The 21,332-nt window shown below is 61.3% G+C and carries 23 protein-coding genes; 12 read left to right on the forward strand and 11 right to left on the reverse strand.

The features are described from left to right. Window positions 1–213: 213 nt before the first annotated feature. Together AC1DX4_RS23430 and AC1DX4_RS23435 are read right to left on the reverse strand one after the other, a co-directional pair. Complete coding sequence (locus AC1DX4_RS23430; protein WP_477222546.1) at window positions 214–1,587, reverse strand: sensor histidine kinase; 1,374 nt, start codon at window positions 1,585–1,587, stop codon at window positions 214–216. Next, a complete protein-coding gene (locus AC1DX4_RS23435) occupies window positions 1,577–2,248 on the reverse strand; it encodes a response regulator transcription factor (RefSeq protein WP_477222547.1) in 672 nt (223 codons plus the stop codon). Before AC1DX4_RS23435 ends, AC1DX4_RS23430 begins: the two co-directional genes overlap by 11 nt. A gap of 634 nt (window positions 2,249–2,882) precedes the next feature. On the opposite strand from AC1DX4_RS23435, the gene AC1DX4_RS23440 reads away from it, so the two are divergent. The 3 genes from AC1DX4_RS23440 (at window position 2,883) to AC1DX4_RS23450 (ending at window position 4,184) form a co-directional block, all read left to right on the forward strand. Continuing rightward, a complete protein-coding gene (locus tag AC1DX4_RS23440; RefSeq protein WP_477222548.1) occupies window positions 2,883–3,314 on the forward strand; it encodes a potassium channel family protein in 432 nt (143 codons plus the stop codon). 123 nt (window positions 3,315–3,437) lie between these two features. Further along, entirely contained in the window at window positions 3,438–3,692 is a 255-nt protein-coding gene (locus AC1DX4_RS23445; protein WP_477222549.1) for a lipoyl domain-containing protein, read from the forward strand. Between the two features lie 45 nt (window positions 3,693–3,737). Further along, window positions 3,738–4,184 carry a pyridoxamine 5'-phosphate oxidase family protein gene (locus AC1DX4_RS23450; protein WP_477222550.1) on the forward strand — a complete coding sequence of 149 codons (447 nt, stop codon included), beginning with the start codon at window positions 3,738–3,740 and terminating at the stop codon, window positions 4,182–4,184. Window positions 4,185–4,254: 70 nt separating this feature from the next. On the opposite strand, the gene AC1DX4_RS23455 is transcribed toward AC1DX4_RS23450, so the two are convergent. From AC1DX4_RS23455 to AC1DX4_RS23495, 9 genes are all read right to left on the reverse strand, one after another. Beyond that, complete coding sequence (locus AC1DX4_RS23455; protein ID WP_477222551.1) at window positions 4,255–4,968, reverse strand: DUF6544 family protein; 714 nt, start codon at window positions 4,966–4,968, stop codon at window positions 4,255–4,257. Between the two features lie 14 nt (window positions 4,969–4,982). After that, the gene (locus tag AC1DX4_RS23460) at window positions 4,983–5,351 is read right to left on the reverse strand and encodes a hypothetical protein (RefSeq protein ID WP_477222552.1); all 369 of its coding nucleotides are present in this window, start codon (window positions 5,349–5,351) and stop codon (window positions 4,983–4,985) included. After that, window positions 5,348–6,406, reverse strand: a complete 1,059-nt coding sequence (locus AC1DX4_RS23465; protein WP_477222553.1) for an Acg family FMN-binding oxidoreductase — start codon at window positions 6,404–6,406, stop codon at window positions 5,348–5,350. Before AC1DX4_RS23465 ends, AC1DX4_RS23460 begins: the two co-directional genes overlap by 4 nt. Before the next feature lie 167 nt (window positions 6,407–6,573). Continuing rightward, on the reverse strand, window positions 6,574–7,767 hold the full coding sequence (locus tag AC1DX4_RS23470) for an acetate/propionate family kinase (protein ID WP_477222554.1): 1,194 nt from the start codon (window positions 7,765–7,767) through the stop codon (window positions 6,574–6,576). A 48-nt stretch (window positions 7,768–7,815) separates the two neighbouring features. Then, on the reverse strand, window positions 7,816–10,239 hold the full coding sequence (locus AC1DX4_RS23475) for a phosphoketolase family protein (protein WP_477222555.1): 2,424 nt from the start codon (window positions 10,237–10,239) through the stop codon (window positions 7,816–7,818). A 380-nt stretch (window positions 10,240–10,619) separates the two neighbouring features. Continuing rightward, complete coding sequence (locus tag AC1DX4_RS23480) at window positions 10,620–11,267, reverse strand: helix-turn-helix domain-containing protein (RefSeq protein ID WP_477222556.1); 648 nt, start codon at window positions 11,265–11,267, stop codon at window positions 10,620–10,622. Window positions 11,268–11,368: 101 nt separating this feature from the next. After that, on the reverse strand, window positions 11,369–11,728 hold the full coding sequence (locus tag AC1DX4_RS23485; protein WP_477222557.1) for a transcriptional regulator: 360 nt from the start codon (window positions 11,726–11,728) through the stop codon (window positions 11,369–11,371). 121 nt (window positions 11,729–11,849) lie between these two features. Continuing rightward, a complete protein-coding gene (gene fixJ / locus AC1DX4_RS23490; RefSeq protein ID WP_477222558.1) occupies window positions 11,850–12,470 on the reverse strand; it encodes a response regulator FixJ in 621 nt (206 codons plus the stop codon). Beyond that, a complete protein-coding gene (locus tag AC1DX4_RS23495; RefSeq protein WP_477222559.1) occupies window positions 12,457–13,977 on the reverse strand; it encodes a PAS domain S-box protein in 1,521 nt (506 codons plus the stop codon). The genes fixJ and AC1DX4_RS23495 overlap by 14 nt, the downstream gene beginning before the upstream one ends. Before the next feature lie 285 nt (window positions 13,978–14,262). On the opposite strand from AC1DX4_RS23495, the gene AC1DX4_RS23500 reads away from it, so the two are divergent. From AC1DX4_RS23500 to AC1DX4_RS23540, 9 genes are all read left to right on the forward strand, one after another. Next, complete coding sequence (locus AC1DX4_RS23500; RefSeq protein ID WP_477222560.1) at window positions 14,263–14,709, forward strand: pseudoazurin; 447 nt, start codon at window positions 14,263–14,265, stop codon at window positions 14,707–14,709. Between the two features lie 224 nt (window positions 14,710–14,933). Further along, window positions 14,934–16,037: a copper-containing nitrite reductase gene (gene nirK / locus AC1DX4_RS23505; protein WP_477222561.1), complete on the forward strand. Its 1,104-nt coding sequence runs from the start codon at window positions 14,934–14,936 to the stop codon at window positions 16,035–16,037. A gap of 78 nt (window positions 16,038–16,115) precedes the next feature. Next, complete coding sequence (locus AC1DX4_RS23510; RefSeq protein WP_477222562.1) at window positions 16,116–16,979, forward strand: SUMF1/EgtB/PvdO family nonheme iron enzyme; 864 nt, start codon at window positions 16,116–16,118, stop codon at window positions 16,977–16,979. A 61-nt stretch (window positions 16,980–17,040) separates the two neighbouring features. Continuing rightward, complete coding sequence (locus tag AC1DX4_RS23515; protein WP_477222563.1) at window positions 17,041–17,493, forward strand: group III truncated hemoglobin; 453 nt, start codon at window positions 17,041–17,043, stop codon at window positions 17,491–17,493. Window positions 17,494–17,649: 156 nt separating this feature from the next. Further along, window positions 17,650–19,302: a cytochrome-c oxidase, cbb3-type subunit I gene (gene ccoN / locus AC1DX4_RS23520; protein ID WP_477222564.1), complete on the forward strand. Its 1,653-nt coding sequence runs from the start codon at window positions 17,650–17,652 to the stop codon at window positions 19,300–19,302. A gap of 5 nt (window positions 19,303–19,307) precedes the next feature. Beyond that, on the forward strand, window positions 19,308–20,048 hold the full coding sequence (ccoO, locus tag AC1DX4_RS23525) for a cytochrome-c oxidase, cbb3-type subunit II (RefSeq protein WP_477222565.1): 741 nt from the start codon (window positions 19,308–19,310) through the stop codon (window positions 20,046–20,048). After that, window positions 20,045–20,215, forward strand: a complete 171-nt coding sequence (locus tag AC1DX4_RS23530) for a cbb3-type cytochrome c oxidase subunit 3 (RefSeq protein ID WP_477222566.1) — start codon at window positions 20,045–20,047, stop codon at window positions 20,213–20,215. The genes ccoO and AC1DX4_RS23530 overlap by 4 nt, the downstream gene beginning before the upstream one ends. Beyond that, complete coding sequence (ccoP, locus tag AC1DX4_RS23535) at window positions 20,206–21,087, forward strand: cytochrome-c oxidase, cbb3-type subunit III (protein ID WP_477222567.1); 882 nt, start codon at window positions 20,206–20,208, stop codon at window positions 21,085–21,087. Before AC1DX4_RS23530 ends, ccoP begins: the two co-directional genes overlap by 10 nt. Further along, window positions 21,084–21,296, forward strand: a complete 213-nt coding sequence (locus AC1DX4_RS23540; RefSeq protein WP_477222568.1) for a hypothetical protein — start codon at window positions 21,084–21,086, stop codon at window positions 21,294–21,296. Before ccoP ends, AC1DX4_RS23540 begins: the two co-directional genes overlap by 4 nt. The last annotated feature ends 36 nt before the right edge of the window (window positions 21,297–21,332 follow it).

Genomic DNA, 21,332 nt, shown 5'->3' on the forward strand with positions numbered 1-21,332 from the left:
TTCCCTGGCGGTGGCTGGCAGGCCTTCAAGCCTGCTGACACGGCTGCCTTCGGTCCTGGGCGATCAAAGAACTTTCGCAGAAGCCGCCTCGCATATGCCCGAGCAGCGACCTTACATGGCCAACCTGATGACAACCTGACGAACTCGCGGCCCCGTGCGATTTCTTCATACCGATGACAAGCATCCTCGGGCGGATTGCGCCGCCTTCGACCTTTACGCCGGTTTAAAGCTGAGCCGGAACAGGGCGCCGCCTTCCCTGCGGTTTTCAGCCTCCACCGTGCCGCCATGCTGGCGCATGACCTCGTCGACGATGGCGAGACCCAAGCCGGAGCCGCCCTTGTCGGCCTGCGTGGTGAAGAATGGCTCCAGCAGGCGATCGCGATCCACCTCCGCGATGCCGGCGCCCCTGTCGGCAACGCTGATGATTGCCGGCCGCTCCACCATGATGTCGACGCTGGTGCCGGGGGCCGTGTGGCGCAATCCGTTGCGGATGAGATTGGCCAAGGCTTCGCTGATGGCCATGGCATCCCCCGTCGTCAAGCACGGCGTGTCAGGCGCGTCATAGGACAGTGATTTGCCCTCGGTGATGGCGAGCGGAGCCATGTCGATGACGATTTGCCTGGCGATCGACCTGAGATCCAGCTTTTGGTGGGGCTCAGATACTGACGCGAGGCGCGACAAATGCAGCAATTGCCGGATCAGGTTCTGCATGCGCCTGATGTCGCCGCGCAGGCCGGGGTCCGGGTGCGGCCCCTCGCCTTGCTCGATCCGCGCGGACAGCAGCGCCAGCGGCGTCAGCAATTGGTGCGCCGTATCCGCGGTGAAGCGGCGCTGACTGGTGATGGCCTGTTGCAGGCGGTCGGCAGCGGCATTGGCGGCCTCAGCGAGGTCACGCAATTCCACCGGCAGGTTCGCCTCGCCGATGCGTGCCGCAGGATCAGCTGGCCCGATCCTGTCGGCCTGCTGCGACAGCCGGCGTATCGGCGCAAAGCCGAAGCGGATGATCGTCAAGCTGGCGCCGAACACCGCCAGGCAGATCGGAATGGCAGCGAGGCCGGTTCCGACCATCAGCCGCCATTCGACGTCGCGCAGCAGGGTGTCTGTCGCCGAAGCGTGTTGGCCAACGATAAGCAGGAACTTTTGATGGTCCGGCGTCTCCAACGGCTCCGACAGGAAGTAGAAGGCATTGTCGAGGCCGTCCCTGGCCGCCGTGTTGCTTTCGCCACGCGCCATGCGGCGGAAAAACTGAGCACTGAAACCGTCCTGCAGGGTCTTCGACGACGCCTCAACCAGATCACCGGCGGTATTGCGCAGCGCGTAGAACAAGGTCGGGTTTTCCCCCTGGTAGTCGGCCATGCGCACAGGCGGCAGTTCCGCGGCTGGAGCGGTCCCCGTGGTGAAATGCAGGGCTTGCCTGACTTCCCGAGCCTGACCCTGCAGCCGCAACGATCGCGCCGTCTCGTCGATGTTGGAAAGCTGGTAACCGATCAGGCCAGCGCAGGCCGCGGCAAAGAGCACGAACAGCAACGAGAGCTGGATGCTGAGGCGGACACCGATCGAGCCGAACAGGCGCTCGCTAAGGCGCAAGGCAATACCCGATGCCTCGAACGGTGTGGATCTGCTGGTCCGCCCCCAAACTGCTCAGCACATTGCGCAGCCGGTAGACACTGGCCTCGATGGCATTGGGAGAGGCGCCGTCCTCGAAGCCGAACAGCTTGGCGTTCAGCGCTTCGCGGGTAACGACCTGACCCGAACGGGTGACGAGTTGCTCTAAAAGCATGCTTTCGCGGCGTGCGATCATCAGAGGTTTGCCCGCGATCATCACTGAACGCTCGACCTTGTCGAGGACGATGTTGCCGGCCTTCAGCGTCGACACAGTCAGTTGTCCCGGGCGGCGGAGCAGAGCGGCGACGCGCGCAACAAGCTCGGCAGGTTCGAAGGGCTTGCAGAGATAATCGTCGGCGCCGCGATTGAGCGTGCTGACGCGGTCATCGGCGCCGGAACGGGCCGTAAGGAACATCACCGGAAGTGCCAACTTGGCCTGGCGGGCAAAATCGAGCAGCGTCACCCCGTCACCATCGGGCACCTGCCTGTCGAGCAGCAGGAGGTCATAGGCGGTGGTGCCGAGCGCGTCCATCCCACTGGCGATGGTCTCGACGACATCGACCGCATAGCGCGCCCGCTCCAGCGTAGCCCTCATGTGTCGCGCCAGGACACACTCGTCTTCAAGAACCAGCAACCGCGCCAAAAGCACTGCCTCCATCGGATCGATGCGATGCTTTCGTGGTGTTCACATCGTGCCACATTACATTCGCAACAGACAAAGAAATATACACGATCTATTTGCGGGTTACGAAGGAATCTCCGCCCCGAAATGACATTTCAGAAAACTCAACGGCGCTCCAGTGCTAGTTGAAGCGCCTCCTTGGAATATCAGCGTAGGTCACCTTTAGCGACTATACACGATTATGAAATTCGAACATCAAGTCAACGGCCCTTCGCGCCAATTGCGGCACCGTCGCAAGCCGCCTTGTACACGAATACTTGATTGACGAAAAATTTCATCAGCTCTGACGAGCGTCGTCGATTTGTCTCCGCAGAAACTCGGGGCGCAATCGTGGTGCTGGATCTCACCGCGCCGATAGTGACGAGTGCGATGACGACCGAAGCCGCATACGCCTAGGTCAGTCAGGTGGCCGCGCTCTCTCGGCCACCTTCTGAGCGTCCGCGCCTCACCACCGGCTTGGGCGCTTTTGTCCTGTATTCCCGTTGGCTAGGGAAGGACCGATTGAACAGGGAGCTTCAAACACGCCGGAGCTCGCCGGCGCCAAGATTGATCTCGCACAAGGACTAGGACCCTTTGGAGTCGCTAGGTTCCGCGCATGATCCTCAATCTGCTCATCGGCACCGTCGTCATCAGTCTGACGGTCCTGGTCCATACGTTTGGCCTGATCGCCGTAACCCATGCGATGGGGTACCTTGTGGCGCGGTTTCGCATGCATGGGCGTCACAGCCGCACGGTGGCAATGATCAGCGTGGTGATGGGGCTCTTCGCCGTCATGACAATCGAGATCTGGCTGTGGGCCGGGCTGTACCGGCTGCTTGATATCTTCGCCGACTTCGAGACCGCCCTGTATTTTTCGACCATTACCTTTTCAACGGTCGGCTATGGCGACGTCGTACCCGCTCATACATGGCGCGTCTTGGCGGCATTGGAGGGCGTGAACGGATTTCTGCTCATTGGCTGGTCGACCGCCTACCTGATCGCGGCGGGAACGCGCATCGGTCCGTTCAAGGCCGGGGAGCATTTCTGATTGAGTGTCAAACCACCACCGAATGCGAGGGCCGAGTTGCAAGCTCGGTGTTACGATCCTTGATCGCGATCAAAGATTGCCCTGGCGAGTGGACTATGCTTACCGCTTCAAAGGAGAACCAAGATGCAGAACATCAAGGTCGATGAAGCACTATGGGCATCCAGCATGTTGCCCGAGGGTATTGTAGAGCGATGGTTCATCGCGAGCGGTGCCGCGATCAGGGTCGGCGAGCGGATAGCGGAAGTTCGAATTGAAGACGCGCTGCACGAGATCGTCGCGCCAGCAGGCGGGCGAGCGACGATTGTCGCGGCAACCAACGCCGTCGTCGAACCCGGTTCGGTGCTCGCAACATTGGATGACAGGCTGAGCCCTGGCTGACCACGCTCAACAACAGAATCGACGCAGACCACAGGAAATAAGACGATGCTGATCCGCACACTTTCTGCGCTGGAATGCACCAAAATGCTGACGGCCAATCGTATGGGTCGCCTGGCATGTGCCAAGGACGGGCAGCCGTATGTCGTTCCGGTGCACTATGCGTATGCCGACAGTCACCTCTACGCGTTTTCTATGCCGGGCAAGAAAATCGACTGGATGCGCGCCAACCCGCTTGTGTCCGTCCAGGTCGACGAACGCGGCGAAGGACGGGGCTGGAAAAGCGTGGTTGTCGATGGCCGCTATGAGGAACTGCCTGACCGGATAGGCCACAAACTCGAGCGCGACCATGCCTGGACGTTGCTCAGCAAGCACGCCGACTGGTGGGAGCCCGGCGCCCTCAAACCAGTTTCGCCTCCGGTGTCAGACAGCACGCCGCACGTCTTCTTCCGGATCCTCGTCGAGCAGGTGTCCGGCCGTGAAGCAAGCGAGTAGGCAGTTTTCAGTGCCTCAAAACATCGCCACTGCCGAAGAGCCACGGCTGGAAGTGCGGAGATCGCACAGATCAAGCACGATCGTTGGACGCCACCCACCCGTCGATCCGGCCCTGCCAGTAGACGGTTTCCTTCCCGTCGATCTCCCAGGCGACCTCTCCCGCAAACGGAAGCCACATGTTGCCGTGATAACGATAATCAGAGAAACGGCCGCGCCACGGCGTTGGCAGGATTGGTACCGTAGCCGAACGCGGCCTATCGGGGGCAAAAGCACCGGCAATCCTCCCGTCGCTGTCGAGGCTGAGCGTGACTTCGGCCGCTGTCTCTCCCACGCCGGCGCTCACGGCCAGCCCGTCGGGCCCGTCGTCACGCCAGCGCAAGGTGGTGTTGAAGAGAATAGCGTCGGGCGCCCAGGCAAGTTCCGCAAGGTATCGCATCAGCTCGCCGCGCATCAGCGCCGACGAGCGCTCGGCGCGGGCGATCGGGATGACCCCGAGCGCCATGACATCCAACCGTCCCTGGCCGCCCTTCAATGCATCGCGCACTGAGATCATACCGAAGGGACCAACCCGTGCCCGCCAGTCGAAGGCACATTCGCACGTGTCGATCGCTTGCTTTGCAGTAAATGACATCCAGGACGTGGCTCCAAGCGCCTGTTTCATCCGTCCTGTTTGGGTGAGCTTGACCGTCGATAGGCGGATCTCGGGATTGGCGCCGAGTCGGCGGGCCAGGTCATAGACAGCGGCTGGCAATCGCTGCCTGATCAGAAGATCATCCTCAGCCATGATGCGGCCTTCCTCTATGTTGACGCACGGCTCCACTTCGCAAGCGTGGCCGCTATTCCTGCCACATAGAGGGTGCCGAAGATCAGCTTGTTGTGACGCGCAAGCCATTCTGGAAGATAGATGTCGAAGTTGTCGCGTCGATCGTCGGTGTAGCCCGCAGCGACCGATGTGAGGGGGCACCGCCATCCGTTCAGGACCAGCACGAGCACCTCCACCAGGACGACACCGATCGACAGCACCGCGTAGAAATAGTCGCCCCGCGAGGCGAACACCCAGATTGCGAGGATGCACGCGACGAAAAAAGCCCAGACGACAGTGTGAATGGCCTTGATTGTCGCAAGGCGCACCGCCGATGCGGGTGGGCTCTGAACGGGAGCGTTCAAGACAGGATTACACTTTCTGCTGGCCGGCGCGCCGAGAAAGGGAGTGCTGCTCCGTAGCCGAAGCGCATGACGAGGTCGGGACGTCGCCCGCGCAAGCCGACAAGCGTCGCCAGTTCCGGACGCAGGCCAGCGACTTCGACGGGCTGATTGATGAAAGCGTGCTTGAGGCCGAGCGCGGTGGCTTGCAAAGCGAAACGCTGGCAGGCGCGGCCTGCCAGAACCCAATGTTCGGGGTCTTCCTTTTGGGCGACGAAGACTGCGACGCCCGCCGAGGATGCGAGCTGCCGTGCGTACTTTTCGTTCTCGGTCTTGGCTTTGAAAACGAGAGCGAACATGACCCGACCAAGCCATTCCGGAAGGGCGGGATTGCCGCTTGACGCGCTGAAGAGACCGTCACCGGTCACCATCGCCTGCCGGGGGCTGAAGCGCAGCCAGGTCTTCAGTTCCCGCACGAATGCGGCGTCGGCGATCTGCGCATTGTTGCCCGCGATGACCAGGTCGCGCACGCGGTCGATCCGTGGCCGATCCGTGATTAGAATGAGATCGACACCCGGCACGGCCGCTGCTGCGGAAAGCGTCTGTAAATCGCGGCTGCTGACGGCTTTGCCGTCATAGTCGCCACGTGTTGATTGCCGCTTCGGGATCGCATCGAACAGCGTCGGCTCTACAGGCGGCCCGCTCCCGAACATAAACATCACGGCACCGTCATTCACCAGGCTGAAACTGAGTTCGCCGGGCTTTCCGCACGCGCCGCTGGCGATAGCCAGGTTTTCCGCCGCGCAACCGAGACTGGCGAATAGATGATGATTGTCCGGGTCAACGATCTCAATCTGTCGCGCCATGTCGGGCAGGATTTCTATCCCGACGTCGCTGATCTTGAACCGCCACGGCTGGGTGTTGTGGCTGTTCGCCGCCAGCGTCGCGTAACGGATCAGGTCGCTGATCCCCGGCGCCTGCGTCAACACCGTGCGCGCGGCAGCAACGGAGGCGTTGTATTCCTCCATCGACCCGATGTTTCGCAGCCCGAAATAGGTTGCTGCGGCGCCGGCCGCCACCAGGGCGCTTCCACCGGCTAGATATTCTCGCCTGTTCATCGCTTGACCGATCTGTTCGACAAGTCGAAGCGATTATCACGAGGCGGCGTTGGTGTTCATTGCGTTGGATCAAAGCCAACTCCGATTATTGACGGGCCGAGACACCCACCGCGCATCAGGTTCGGCGCTCAGGGTACGAGCGACGAAGCTTGTGGGCGCACAGATAGAAGCTGGCTTCCCACGGCTCTCTCTTCATCCGTGGGGATCACAAGCACGTCGACACCGGAACCAGCAAGGCTGATGACCTCGTCGCCTCGTCGATTCAGCTTCTGGTCGATATTAACCCCAAGCCAGCCGGCCACAGCCCCGACCCTCTCTCGGATAGATGGCGCGTTTTCGCCAATGCCTGCGGTGAACACCAGCGTGTCCAGTCCGCCTATCGCAGCGGCCAGCGACCCGATCTCGCGGCCGATACGATAGACGAAGAGATCGACCGCTTCGGCGGCACGGGGATCATCGGAGTCGACTAGCGTCCGCATATCACCTGAGATTCCCGACACTCCGAGCAGGCCGGATTGCTCGTAGAGAAGCGTAACCAGTTCGTCCGTCGGCAGCTTCCAGTCCTGCAGCAAATGGACGATGACGCCCGGGTCGAGCGCGCCGCAACGCGTGCTCATGACGAGGCCGTCCAATGTCGAAAATCCCATCGTTGTGGCAACACTTGTCCCGGCACTCATGGCGCACAGACTGGCACCGCTGCCGAGATGGGCAACGATGACTTTTCCGCCAGCCGCGGGTCCGTAGCGGGCCTGTAGCTGCGAAGCGATATGGATATAGGAAAGCCCATGAAACCCATAGGAAACGATGCCGGCATCGGTCATCGCACGCGGAAGGCCATAGATCTTGGCGATCCCAGGCCGAGCGGAATGAAACGCAGTGTCGAAGCATCCAATCTGCATGGCCTGCGGCAGGAGGCCAGCAGCCAGTGCCACAATCTCAAGATTAATCCGCTGATGGATCGGAGCCAGCGGCTCGAGCAGACGCAGTGCCTCGAGCGCACGCCCGTCGAGCACCGTCGCTCCGGTGAAGTCGCGGCCGCCATGAACGATCCTGTGTCCGACCCTGACGATGCGGGGGAGAAGATCGCGATCCTTCAGCTCTGAGGCAATCGTCGCGAATGCCTTGCCGATGTCGATCGGGCCGTCACCGAGGCTTCTGTCAACCTCGGCCCGGCCGGCCGCTGCCCCGACGCGCAGCCGCGGATGTCCACCGAGCGAGGAGACGTTGCCACGCAGCAGAAGCGGAAGTTCATCACATCCCTCGAAGACAGCGAACTTCAGGCTGGACGAGCCACCGTTCAGAACGAGGATCAAATCGGTCATGGGTTCGTCCGATCCCGTCTTCGCCATCCCCTTGTGGACGGTACCGGCTCAACCAGAAAGACGCGTCGTAGCATCGGCATCGCCGCCCCACTTCCAGTCGAGTATCTCCGGCATATCCTGGCCATGGGCGTGAATATAGGCTCTGTGTTCAAGCAGCTTGGCGTCCATCTTCTGACCCAGCCCGACGCGCACGGTCTTCAGTTGCGGGACCCAGTCAAGAACGCTTTGGACAATATGGAAACGATCTAGGCCGTTCAGCACCGTCATGTCGAAAGGTGTCGTCGTTGTTCCTTCCTCGTTGTAACCGCGCACATGTATGTTGTCGTGGTTGGTGCGCCGATATGTCAGGCGATGGATAGTCCAGGGATAGCCGTGATAGGCAAAGATGACCGGTTTGTCGGCGGTGAACAGCGTGTCGAAATCGCGATTCGACAGACCATGCGGGTGGTACTCCTTGGGCTGCAGCGTCATCAGGTCTACGACGTTGACCACCCTGATTTTGAGCTCCGGAACGTGATGCCTGAGAATCTGCACGGCCGCTAGCGTTTCGAGCGTTGGAACATCGCCGGCGCAAGCCATCACGACGTCCGGCTCGTCGCCGTTCTCGGTCGACGCCCAGTCCCAGATGCCGATGCCCGCTCTGCAGTGGACAATTGCCTTGTCCATCGAGAGCCACTGCCACGATGGCGGCTTGCCGGCGACAATGACGTTGATACGATTCCAGGTCTGCAGCACATGGTCGGTCACGCACAGCAAGGTGTTGGCATCCGGCGGGAGATAGACGCGAACGATGTCGGCCTTCTTGTTGAGGGCGACGTCGATGAAGCCGGGATCCTGATGGCTGAAGCCATTGTGTTCCTGATGCCAGACATGGCTCGACAACAGATAGTTCAGCGAGGCGATCGGCCGCCGCCAAGGAATGTCGCTACAGGCATCAAGCCATTTTGCATGCTGGTTGAACATGGAGTCCACGATGTGGATGAACGCCTCGTAGCAAGAGAACAGACCGTGCCGCCCCGTCAGCAGATAGCCTTCGAGCCAGCCCTGGCAGGTGTGCTCGGAGAGGATTTCCATGACCCTGCCATCTTGGCCGAGATGAACATCTTCGGGCAGGATCGTCTCCATCCAGGCACGTTCGGTGACTTCGAACACGTCCTGAAGCCGATTGGAGGCGGTCTCGTCTGGGCCGACGATGCGGAAATTCTTCGCAGCCTCATTCAACGCCATCACGTCGCGCAGGAAATTGCCCATTACCCGCGTCGCCTCGGCCTTCACCGCGCCGGGTTCAGCGACGACCACGGCATGGTCGTGCAAGCCAGGCAGATCGAGGGACTTGCGCAGCAGGCCGCCATTGGCATGCGGGTTGGCGCTCATGCGCCGCGCGGCTTGCGGAGCGGTGGCGCGGATCGCCGCGACAGGGGCGCCGGCGACATCGAACAGCTCCTCGGGCCGATAGCTTTTCAACCACTCCTCAAGCAACTTCAGATGAGCAGGGTTTTCCGCAAGGCCGGACAAGGGTACCTGATGCGAACGCCAGAAGCCTTCGGTCTTCAGCCCGTCGACCTCTTTCGGTCCGGTCCAGCCCTTTGGGCTGCGCAGCACGATCATCGGCCATTTCGGTCGCGACATCGGCTCGGGGGAATCAGCGCGCGCCGCATGCTGAATCGCGCGGATGCGATCGAGCGCATCGTCGAGCACATTGGCCATTCTTTGATGCATCAGCGCCGGCTCATGGCCCTCGACGAACAGCGGTTCATAACCGTAGCCAACGAAAAGCGCGCGCAGTTCGTCTTCCGGAATGCGGGCAAGAATCGTCGGATTGGCGATCTTATAGCCATTCAGATGCAGGATCGGCAGCACCGCGCCGTCGCGCGCCGGATTGAGGAATTTGTTGGAATGCCAGGCCGCGGCCAGTGGCCCGGTTTCGGCTTCGCCGTCACCGACGACGCAGGCCACGACAAGGTCGGGATTGTCGAAGGCGGCCCCATAGGCATGGGAGAGCGAATAACCAAGCTCGCCACCCTCGTGGATGGAGCCGGGCACGTCGGGTGCGGCATGGCTTGGAATGCCGCCCGGAAAAGAGAACTGCCGGAACAGCTTGCGCATGCCCTGCTCATCCATCGATATGTCCGGATTGAGCTCGCTGTATGTGCCTTCGAGATAGGTGTTCGCCACCATTGCCGGGCCACCATGGCCGGGGCCGCAGACGTAGATCATGTCGGCGTCCCGGAGCCGGATCGCGCGGTTGAGGTGCGCGTAGATGAAGCTGAGGCCCGGCGATGTTCCCCAGTGTCCGAGCAGTCGCGGCTTGACATGCTCAAGCCGGAGCGGCTCGCGAAGCAGCGGATTGTCGAGGAGGTAAATCTGGCCGATCGTCAGATAATTCGCGGCGCGCCAGTATGCATCGATGTCGCGCAACTGGCGCTCTGAAAGCCGGTCGCCAGGGACTGGTATTGTAATGTGTTCGGTCATGCTTGGCTCCCTTTGCCATGTCCGCGAACGCCGCACCCGCTGCGTATGCCTGTGTCTGTCGACGCGCGGTGAATGGACACCAACGCGTTCGCGCACCATTCGGTCCGTCATTGCTCGACGGATTTGCTAGGTGCTCGACCGCTCGCGGAAAGTGATCCCGGTCTTCCCGAAAAAAGCGGCCGCGTCTTTCGCCATCCTGCCGGTACACCAACGCGCGTAGGAATTCGCAAATATCAGGCTGAGCCAACAAGCCGCGGTTTCCGGCAGGTCGTATTCGATGGAGACCTGAAGCTGGCAGGATCTTCCGGGACGATCTAGAAGCCCATGCGATGTCGGCCGATGCGGCCATATCGGCTACTGCGACGTCTCTAGTTTAGAGATCATTCGCACATGGAACGGAGCGTTTCAGGCTTGCGGATTTCGAGGGTGCGAAGTCCGTGGAACTTGAGCACACCCTTGTCGCGCAGTCTCGATAGCACGCGCGATACAGTCTCGATGGTGAGACCCAGATAGTCGCCGATATCCTGCCGGGACATCGGCAGTTCGATCTGGGCAAGATCTCCCTGTCGTGCGACCATGTCGACCAGGAAAGCGGCGATGCGTTCGATCGCTGTCTGCCGGCCCACCACCAGCAAATGTTCCTGGGCCCGCACCATGCAGCGAAGGGCAAGCGGCAGCAGTTCGCGCGATCTGTCCAGGCCGGCCACTGGTCGGAATGTCCGCAGTCCCGTCGTGACGATGGCCTCGGCAAAGAAATGGTGGGCAAGGTCGGCTTCAAACCCAAACGTCTCTCCCGCCAGATGGAACGCCGTGATTTGTCTGCGCCCATCGGCCAGCAGCCGGTAAATGCGGACCGCGCCGAACTCGATCTGATAGTGGGAAGTGACCTTTTCGCCCTGTGCGTAGATCTCCGCGCCTGCGTTGAAGAACGAGAGCGGGACCGGCCGGCCATCATTCGACACGTCCGGTCGCGGGACCAGTGCGGTCAGGATTTCAAAGGGCACCCGAGTGTCGGCGATCGCGTTCATGGCTGTTCCCTTAATTTCGGTGGGATAGCCATCGCGCGGAATGCCGGTCTGCGAAATTGGGTTATGTCCTAAGGGATTCTACGTAGTCAGCGAGGGGTGGCTTAGTCAGCCGGGACGTGGCGGACCGAAAAGGCCCGCACCATGTCAATCAGGTCACTCCCCTCGACCGGTTTGGTCAGGACCGAGAACCCCTCCGGGCCGGCGGTTGGATCAACGCCTTCGACAAGCAGAATCACCCGCCCGGCGAAGCCCGCAAGTGGCTGGCGCCCGGCAGGACCGCGCCCGATCGCACTTTCGTCGACGATGACGCAGGACGCGGCGTTTGCCTCGTGCGAAGCCTCGACTGTCGAGAGCGACGCATGAGATTCAACCACAAAACCTTCGACTTCGAGCGCGAACTCGAGCGAACGCCTGAGCCCAGGGTCGGGCGCCACGACTAATATGGTTTTGGCGACGGTCAAGGATCACGCTTCCGGATTTTGCTGGCGAGGTCATCCCGCCGGTTGTCTCACAGCCAGCGGCAATATGGCGCCTGATGCCTTGCGCCAGATCAATCCTTGCAAAATTCAGATTGGGCGAAATTCAGGCTGGGCCGAAACCGGCGGCCAATGCCATCCGCACGAGCTGCGGCAGACTTGTCGCCTGCATCTTGGCCATGACGTTGGCGCGGTGCACCTCGACGGTGCGTGGGCTGATATTCAGATCATAGGCGATCGACTTGTTGGGCAATCCAGCCACAACGCCCGAGAGAACCTGGCGTTCACGGTCGCTGAGCCGCCCAAGCCTCGTCTGGATCGAAGCGACATCGTCGAGCTCCACCGGCTTGTCGACAAGCTGTTCGGCCGCACGCTGGATGGCTTCGATGAGGACAACGTCCTCGAACGGCTTCTCGATGAAATCCGTGGCGCCGGCCTTCATCGCCTCGACCGCCATGGGGACATCGCCGTGACCGGTGATGACAACGGCTGGAAGTGCGGCATTGGCGCTCACGAGATTTCGCAAAAGCTCCACCCCGGTCATGTCAGGCATGCGCAGGTCGGTCACCAGAACACCATTTCTGATGCTTGAAGCCGCGACCAGAAAGTCGGTTGCGCTCTCATGCATCTTGACGGCGAAGCCGGACATTGTGAGCAGAAAAGCCAACGACTTCCTGACCGCTTCCTCGTCATCGACGATGTGAACGATGTAGTCACCCGTCTCCATGCGCGTCCTCTTCCGTAAATGCGGGGAGCGTGAACCTGAACGTCGCGCCACCGGCAGCGTTGCGGCTCACCGTCATCGTGCCACCATGCGCTTCGACGATCCGCTTGGAGATCGACAGTCCAATTCCCATGCCGCCAGGCTTTGTCGTCACGAAGGGTTTGAAAAGCTGGCCGGAAATCTCCTCGGAAATCCCTGGCCCGGTGTCTTCGACGACGACGGCGATTTCGCCATCCTGCGCGGCATGGGTGCGCACGACAAGCTCGCGGCGCGCGCTGTCGTGCATGGCGTCCATGGCATTGCGCATCAGGTTGGTCAGCACCTGCTGGATCTGTATGCGGTCGACCAGCACGGTTGCCGGTCCGGGCGCGAAGTCGAACACCGTCCGCACCCCGCGTTCTCGCGATCCCACCAAGGCCAGGGCCCCAGCCTCTTCCACCAGGCTGCGAAGGTTCTCCGGCGCCTTCTCGGTGGCGCCCTTGGTGACGAATTCGCGAAGATGGCGGATGATCTGCCCCGCGCGCAGCGACTGCCGCGCGGTTTCCTCCAGCGCAGACCGCATCTTGGCCGCCACGGCGTCATCCATGTCGCGCAGCAGGCGGGCACAGCCTTGTACGTAGTTCGCAATCGCCGAAAGCGGCTGGTTCAACTCGTGGGCGAGCGTCGAGGCCATTTCGCCAAGTTCGTTGAGGCGTGCCAACCTCGCCAGTTCGCCCTGGACTTCATGCAGACGCGCCGCCGATTCCTGACGCTCGGTAAGGTCGCGGATGAAGCCGGTAAAAAACGTCTTGCCACCCGACTTCATCTCGCCGACCGCCAGTTTCATCGGAAACGTCGAGCCGTCCTTGCGTCGTCCGACGACAACGCGATCGATTCCGATGATCCGTTTTTCCCCGGTGGTCAGGTACCTGTGCATGTAGCCATCATGCTCGTGGCGATAAGGCTCCGGCATCAGCAGGCGCACATTCTCTCCGACGACCTCTTCTTCGGCATAGCCGAACTGCCTAACCGCGGCGGCATTGAACGAAACGATCGTGCCGTCCTTTTCGATGACGACGGTCGCGTCGGTCACCGTATCGAGAATGGAGCGAAGATGGGCCTCGCGAGCATCGAGCGCGCTTTCGGCCCGATCGATTGCCTTGCTGGCGTGGTGCAGCATTTCGCCCATCCAGGCGATTGCCAGGCCGACCGAGGCGAAGACGACGAGTTCAACCGGATTGTGGGCAAGATCGTGCTGAAAATTGTCCAGCCAGAATGCTCCGCCTAACGAAAGCGCCACGGACAACAGCCCGGGCCGGATGCCGCCGGCGATCGAGGCGATGAGGATGGCAGGCGTAAAGAGAGTAAAAGTCGCCCGGTCTTCGAGCACTCCTTGCAGCAGAATTCGGATCAGGACAGCGGCTGCGACCATGACAATCGCCAGCAAATAGCCATCGCGTCCTTCGAAACGGCGAGACAGCACCGCTTGCAGGAAGCGTCCTTTGATACCGGTAATGTCCCGCGCTGGCATGAAATTGGTCACCGCTGAGCTGAAAGGATGCTGCCAAGCTCAGCCAACGTAACTGAACACCTGTCACTTAGCGCATTTTTTCCGTTCGTCCCGAACAGAATGGGAAGGAGCGCTGGCCCGCGAGGCAAGCAAGCGGGCCGTAGTTCCTCACGGCGTGCCGGATGGCCGCGTCATATCCGGATATTTCGTGCGCCGGTTTGCGCCAGCGCAAATCGCAATGCCATCCCCCAGCGTAGAAAGCCGCAACGGTTGATGCCGTGATGAACCCAGGAAAGGAACTATTCCATGAAACTGCCCCTGATCGCCGCGGCCATCGCGTTGTTCGCTCTGACCGGCTCGGCAAGCGCTGAAGAACACGTCGTCCAGATGCTCAACAAGGGCGACAAGGGCTCGATGGTCTTCCAGCCCGCTTACATAAAAGCTGTGGCCGGAGACACGATCAAGTTCGTGCCAACCGACAAAACCCACAATGCCGAAACCATCAAGGGAATGTTGCCGGACGGCGCTGACCCCTTCAAGGGAAAAGCAAGCGAGGAGATCACCGTGACCCTAACCAAGGAAGGCGTCTACGGCGTGAAATGCGCACCCCACTACGGCATGGGCATGGTTGCCTTGATCGTCGTCGGCAAGCCTGTGAACCTCGACGCTGCAGAGGCGGTCAAGCAGCCCGGCAAAGCCAAAACGGTGTTTGCGGAGCTGTTCGGCGAGGCGACGAAAGCCGCCTCCAACTGACCCTCCATAGATACCCTCCGGTTGGCGATCGCCGGAGGGAAACGGCCGGACGGACCATGGGGGAGGTCCAGTCCGGCCTATTTCGTATAGAGCGCTCCGCACGACCCTCTCCCGCCAACTCGACAGTCGCCCGGAAATAAGTGCGGTTTGCGCCAGCGCAAAGACGGTTCCCGCAAACAGGCTAATCTCAGCGCATCAAGTGGTTGACGCACAAGGAGATTGAAATGCTTACGCGACGTGAAGCTCTGCTGGGATCTGTCCTTACTGCAGCCGCGGTGGCGGCGATCGGCGCAATGCCGGCTGTGGCGAACGCCAAGGAAGTGGCCGGACTGCCGCGCGAAAAGGTCACCCTTGTCGCGCCACCCTTCGTCCACGAGCACGACCAGGTGGCCAAGGACGGTCCGAAAGTCGTCGAGTTCACCATGACAATCGAGGAGAAGCCCGTCGTCATCGACGCCGATGGGACGCAGCTCAATGCAATGACCTACAATGGCTCGATCCCTGGTCCGCTGATGGTTGTCCATCAAGGCGACTATATCGAGCTCACCCTCATCAATCCCGACACCAACACGCTTGCGCACAACATCGACTTCCACGCTGCCACCGGCGCGCTTGGTGGCGGCGGGCTGACCCTGATCAACCCCGGCGAGCAGGTAACGCTGCGCTTCAAGGCAACGCGCACGGGGACGTTCGTCTACCACTGCGCCCCCGGCGGACCGATGATCCCGTGGCACGTCGTGTCGGGCATGAGCGGTGCGGTAATGGTGCTGCCGCGTGACGGCCTAAGGGACGACAAGGGCAAATCCATCCGCTACGACCGCATCTACTATATCGGCGAAAACGACTTCTACGTCCCTCGCGACGAGCAGGGCAAATTCAAGAAATACGATACCGCCGGCGACAACTACGACGACACCGTCAAGGTCCTGCGCGGATTGATCCCGACCCACGTCGTGTTCAATGGCAAGGCAGGATCGCTGACCGGCGAGAACGCCATGAAGGCGAAGGTCGGCGAGACTGTTCTGATCGTCCATTCGCAAGCCAACCGCGATACGCGGCCGCATCTGATCGGCGGGCACGGCGATTACGTCTGGGAGCAAGGCAAGTTCGCCAACCCGCCCGCAAAGGACCTGGAGACCTGGTTCATTCGCGGTGGCTCGGCCGGCTCGGCCCTGTACACATTCCTGCAGCCGGGCATCTACGCCTACGTGAACCACAATCTGATCGAGGCCGTGGAACTTGGCGCGACCGCGCATTTTACGGTCGACGGAACCTGGGATGACGACCTGATGAAGCAGGTCGAAGCCCCAAGGGCCATTACGTCATAGTGACGAGGATCCGATCCTGAACATCGACGCGACCTTGCGCCATCCGCGCAAGGTCACGTACGCGCCGGACGAAACGCCATGTCTTTCAATCCCATCGTTGCCCTCGGAAGTATCGCGACTGCCGCGTTGATCGTCATGGGCGCGACCAGCGCGCTTGATAGGTTAGCCGGTTCGCTCATGGCGAGCCCCGAACTTGTGACCCTCGCGCCCGGATCGTTCGACCATCCTCAACCAGGTGAATTCCTCGGCGAAGGCCATCCTGTCGCAGCGCCGCGCATCCTGGCAAGGGTCGGTGCTCCGCTGAAGATCATGAAGTACCAGGTGAGTGCATCCGAATACGGACATTGCGTCAACGCCGGCAGTTGCAAGGCGGCTGACACTCAGGGCAGCGGCAATTTGCCGGTTACCGGCGTTAGCCACATCGACGCCGAGGCCTATGCGGCCTGGCTCTCGGCCCAGACCGGCGCGACCTGGCGGCTTCCGACAGATGAGGAATGGGCCTACGCCGCCAGCGAACGGTTCCACGGCGACATCGAGGGCGGCGCCGGCGATCCCAACAATCCGGCGCTGCGCTGGCTCGCCCAGTATCGCACCGAGGCTTCGCTCGGACGTAAATCGGATCCAGAGCCGAGGTTTCAGGGAGCGTTTGGTACCAACTCAAAAGGGTTGGCGGATATCGCGGGCAATGTCTGGGAATGGACATCGACCTGCTACCTCCACGCAGCGGTAGCCGCTGACGGCATCACCATTGTGAGTTCGATTGACAATTGTGGGGTGCATGTCGTGGAGGGGTTCCACCGCACATACATGTCCAACTTCATCCGGGACGGGAAAAGTGGTGGCTGTGCGGTCGGCACGCCGCCAGACAATCTGGGTTTCCGCCTTGTCCGCGAACGGCTCAACGTCGTGCGAGCCACCCTGCGCCGTCTTGGATTCTCTTGACGCGCGGATGCCGCGTTTCGAGGCGAGGCTTGGAGAGAACACAATCGCCGAAAGGATCACCATGAGTTCATCCGCCATCGATCAGGCGCGGCCGGCTGCCGAGCAGCCGTTGGCCGATGCGGGAGTTGACCGGGCGAGCATTGGCGCGCTGGTCCGCGAATTCTATTCCAGACTGCGGACGAACAAACGGCTCGGGCCGATCTTCGCGCGTGAGATCACCGGCGACTGGGAGCCGCACCTCGAGAAAATGACCGACTTCTGGTGTTCCGTCATTCTCAAGACCGGCGACTATCACGGGCGCCCGGTGCCTGCGCATCTGAAACTGAAGGACGTGACCGAGGCCGATTTCGACATCTGGCTGGGTATATTTGGGGAGACAGCGGCAGCGCTCTTTGCCCCGCAAACGGCTGCGGTCTTTGTCGATCGAGCCGAACGCATTGCGAAAAGCCTCAAGCTGGCGATGTTCTTTCGCCTTCCGCCGGCTGATAGCGTTTCGGCTGTCCAGGACGGCTGAGCAGGAACACTTGCCCGGCGCCCGCCGCTCGAAAAGCGACAACCTCTTCTTGGTGAAATCGGCTCGCGTTTGCGCCAGATCAAATCAGCGGCCGCGCACCCATGCGAAACCCGAGGGACGATTTCGCCCTGACGGGGCATCTGACGGTGGACGCACATGCTCGCTCAACTGACATCCGGCGAACGCCAACTTTCAATCGTCGTGCTGATCCTGATGACCATGGTCGGACTGGCCATGGCGGCAGCGGGTCGCGGCGATCCGATCGGCGTGCACGGCTTCATCATCGTGGTTGCAAGCATTGCGATGATCTTCGTCCTGCTTTCAGTGTTTTACGCCCCCGAACCGTCTGCCGAACGTCTGGATCACTATTATGACGACCCGAGCAAGGTGGGCGTCATCCTCACCATGATCTGGGCCATGGTCGGCATGTTCTTCGGCGTCTGGGTGGCGAGCCTGCTGGCCTGGCCGGATCTGACATTCGATGCGGCCTGGGCCAGTTTTGGCCGCTTGCGGCCGGTTCATACCAGCGGCGTGATCTTCGGCTTTGGCGGCAATGCGCTGATCGCAACGTCTTTCCATGTGCTGCAGCGGACCTCACGCGCCCGGCTGCCCGACCAGTTCAGTCCCTGGTTCGTCCTGCTCGGCTACAATTTGTTCTGCGTCCTGGCCGCGACCGGCTATTTCATGGGCGTCACGCAGTCGAAGGAATATGCGGAACCGGAATGGTACGCCGATATCTGGCTGGTCATCGTCTGGGTGGTGTATTTCGCGATCTACATTCGCACGCTGGCTCGCCGCAAGGAGCCGCACATCTACGTCGCCAACTGGTACTACATGGCCTTCATCCTGGTCGTGGCGATCCTCCATATCGTCAACAACCTGGCCGTGCCGGTGTCGTTCGGCCACGCCAAAAGCTATTCGGCATTTTCCGGCGTCCAGGACGCGATGGTCCAGTGGTGGTACGGCCACAACGCCGTCGCGTTCTTCCTCACCTCCGGCTTCCTCGGAATGATGTACTACTACCTGCCCAAGCGGGCCGGTCGGCCGATCTATTCCTACCGGCTGTCGATCATCAGCTTCTGGGGCATCACCTTCATGTATATGTGGGCCGGGTCACACCACCTGCATTACACCGCCCTGCCCGAATGGGTGCAAACGCTGGGCATGACGTTTTCGCTGGTCCTCCTGGTGCCGTCATGGGCCTCGGCGGGAAACGCGCTCGCCACCCTCAACGGCGCCTGGCACAAGGTGCGCGACGACGCCACGCTGCGTTTCATGATGGCGGCGGCGGTGTTTTATGGCCTGACCACCTTTGAAGGATCGTTCATGGCGATCCGTCCGGTCAACGCGCTTTCCCACTATACCGACTGGACCATTGGTCACGTCCATGCCGGTGCCCTGGGCTGGGTGGCGCTCATCACCTTCGGCTCGCTCTACTGTCTGGTGCCGGCACTCTGGAAGCGCGAACGGATGTACTCGGCCAGGCTGGTCGAGGTGCATTTCTGGTTGGCGATCTCGGGAACGGTCATCTACGTCTTCGCCATGTGGAATTCCGGAATTCTGCAAGGCTTGATGTGGCGGACCTACAACGAGAACGGAACGCTCACCTATTCCTTCATTGAATCCATGGTGGCGATGCATCCCTACTACATCGCGCGCGCCTTTGGCGGGCTGCTGTTCCTGCTCGGTGCCATCACCGGCTCCTACAACATGCTGATGACGATCCGCGGCCATTCGCAAGCCGCGCTGCAACCGGGCGATGACACGCCGCAGCGCCATCTGGCGCCTGTCGCCCAGCCGGCGGAGTGAGGACCATGCCAGAGTTCCACCGCAAAATCGAACGCAGCGCCATCGGCTTCGTCCTTGCCATCGTCGTCGTCTCCAGCATTGGCGGCTTCGTGGAAATCGCCCCGCTGTTCACCATCGACAACACAGTCGAGAACGCGCCGGACATGCGGGTCTACACCCCGCTGGAGCAGGCCGGCCGCAACATCTACATGCGCGAGGGTTGCTACGCCTGCCACTCGCAAATGATCCGGACATTGCGCGACGAAGTCGAACGCTACGGCCCTTATTCGCTCGCCGTTGAATCGAAATACGATCATCCGATGTTGTGGGGATCAAAGCGCACCGGTCCGGATCTGGCTCGCATCGGCGGCAAATATTCCGACGCCTGGCAGGTCGCCCACCTGATCAACCCGCGCGCCGTGGTTCCGGAATCGATCATGCCGAAATTTGGCTGGCTGCGCGACAATCCGCTGCGCATCGATGACCTCGGCGAGCATCTCACCGCGCTCCGGGACGTCGGCGTTCCCTACACCGACGACATGATCGCCAACGCGACCCAGGATGCGCTCGGCCAAACCGCGCCGGATGGTGATTTCGCCGCCGGCGTTATCAAGCGCTACGGGCAAGCAACGCAGGTCAGGGCCTTCGACGGCAATCCGGCCACCGTTACCGAAATGGACGCGCTGGTCGCCTATCTGCAGATCCTTGGCCGCCTGACTGGCGCCGCCCAGGCGGAAATTGTCGTCCAGCCGGAGGACGGCGAATGAGCTGGGAACACGAAGCCGTCGTCGGCTTCTCCAAAAGCTGGGGCCTTTTCTATCTGATCGCGATGGCAGTTGGCGTCCTCGTCTACACGTTCTGGCCGTCGAACAAGAAGCGGTTTGAAAGGGCGAAAGACAGCATTCTCGACGGAGATGACAAGTCATGGAAATAGGCGAGCGCGATCCCGTCACGGGACAGGTCACGACCGGCCATGAGTGGAATGGCATCAAGGAACTCTACACGCCGATTCCGCGCATTGTCTTCTTCTTCCTAGCCACCACCATCCTTTTTGCCGTGTGCTACTGGGTCCTCATGCCGGCCTGGCCATTGGGCCGGACCTACACCAAGGGCCTGCTTGGTATCGACCAGAAAACCAGCGTCGACCGCCTGGTAAAGGACGCGACGCTGGAGCGTTCAACCTGGACGCAAAAGATCGATCAAATGGATTTTGCCGCAATTCAGGCCGATCCTTCGATGATGAAGATCGTCGGCGAGGCCGGCCACACGCTGTTTGGCGACAATTGCGCGGCTTGCCATGGCACCAAGGCGACGGGCGGTCCGGGATTTCCCAACCTCACCGCCGGCATCTGGCTCTGGGGCGGTGATCCCGAGACAATCCTTGAAACGCTGCGGGTCGGCATCAACTCTACCCATCCCGATACGCGAACCTCGCAGATGTTGGCCTTTGGCCGCGATGGGGTGATCGAGAGCAAGCAACTGGCTGACGTCGTCGCCTATGTGCGTTCTCTCGGCGGCACCACCGACGGCCTCGATGCCGATCCGCAAAGCATTGCTGCCGGACAGGACGTGTTCAAACAGAACTGCGTCGCCTGTCACGGCGACGATGCCAAGGGCAAGCACGACCTCGGTGCGCCTGACCTGACCGACAGCAACTGGATCTATGGTGGCGACCTCCAGTCCGTCAACGAGACAGTCTATGGCGGCCGGCAAGGCACCATGCCTAGTTGGGAACAGCGTATCTCCGCGACGCAGCGCAAGATACTTGCCCTCTATGTGCTCTCCCTCAGGAAGGCCCCCCAGTGAGCCTGGACCCCGCCCTGCCGTCGAGGCCGCGATCGCGATCGCGCACTGTCGCGCTCATCCTGGTCACGGCGGGACTGGCGCTGGTCGCCGCCGCCAATGCCCATCTGGTCTACGTGTCCTTCGCGTCGCAAGCCGACTGCGTGCCGCATCTGAAGGACCCCGGCGATCCCGCGAAGAACAGCTACGCTGCGGCCAGCTCGTCGTGCTGACGCTTGAGATGCGCGACCCAGCGAAACGACAGGAAG

This window comes from Mesorhizobium sp. P3_A8, from assembly GCF_056402995.1.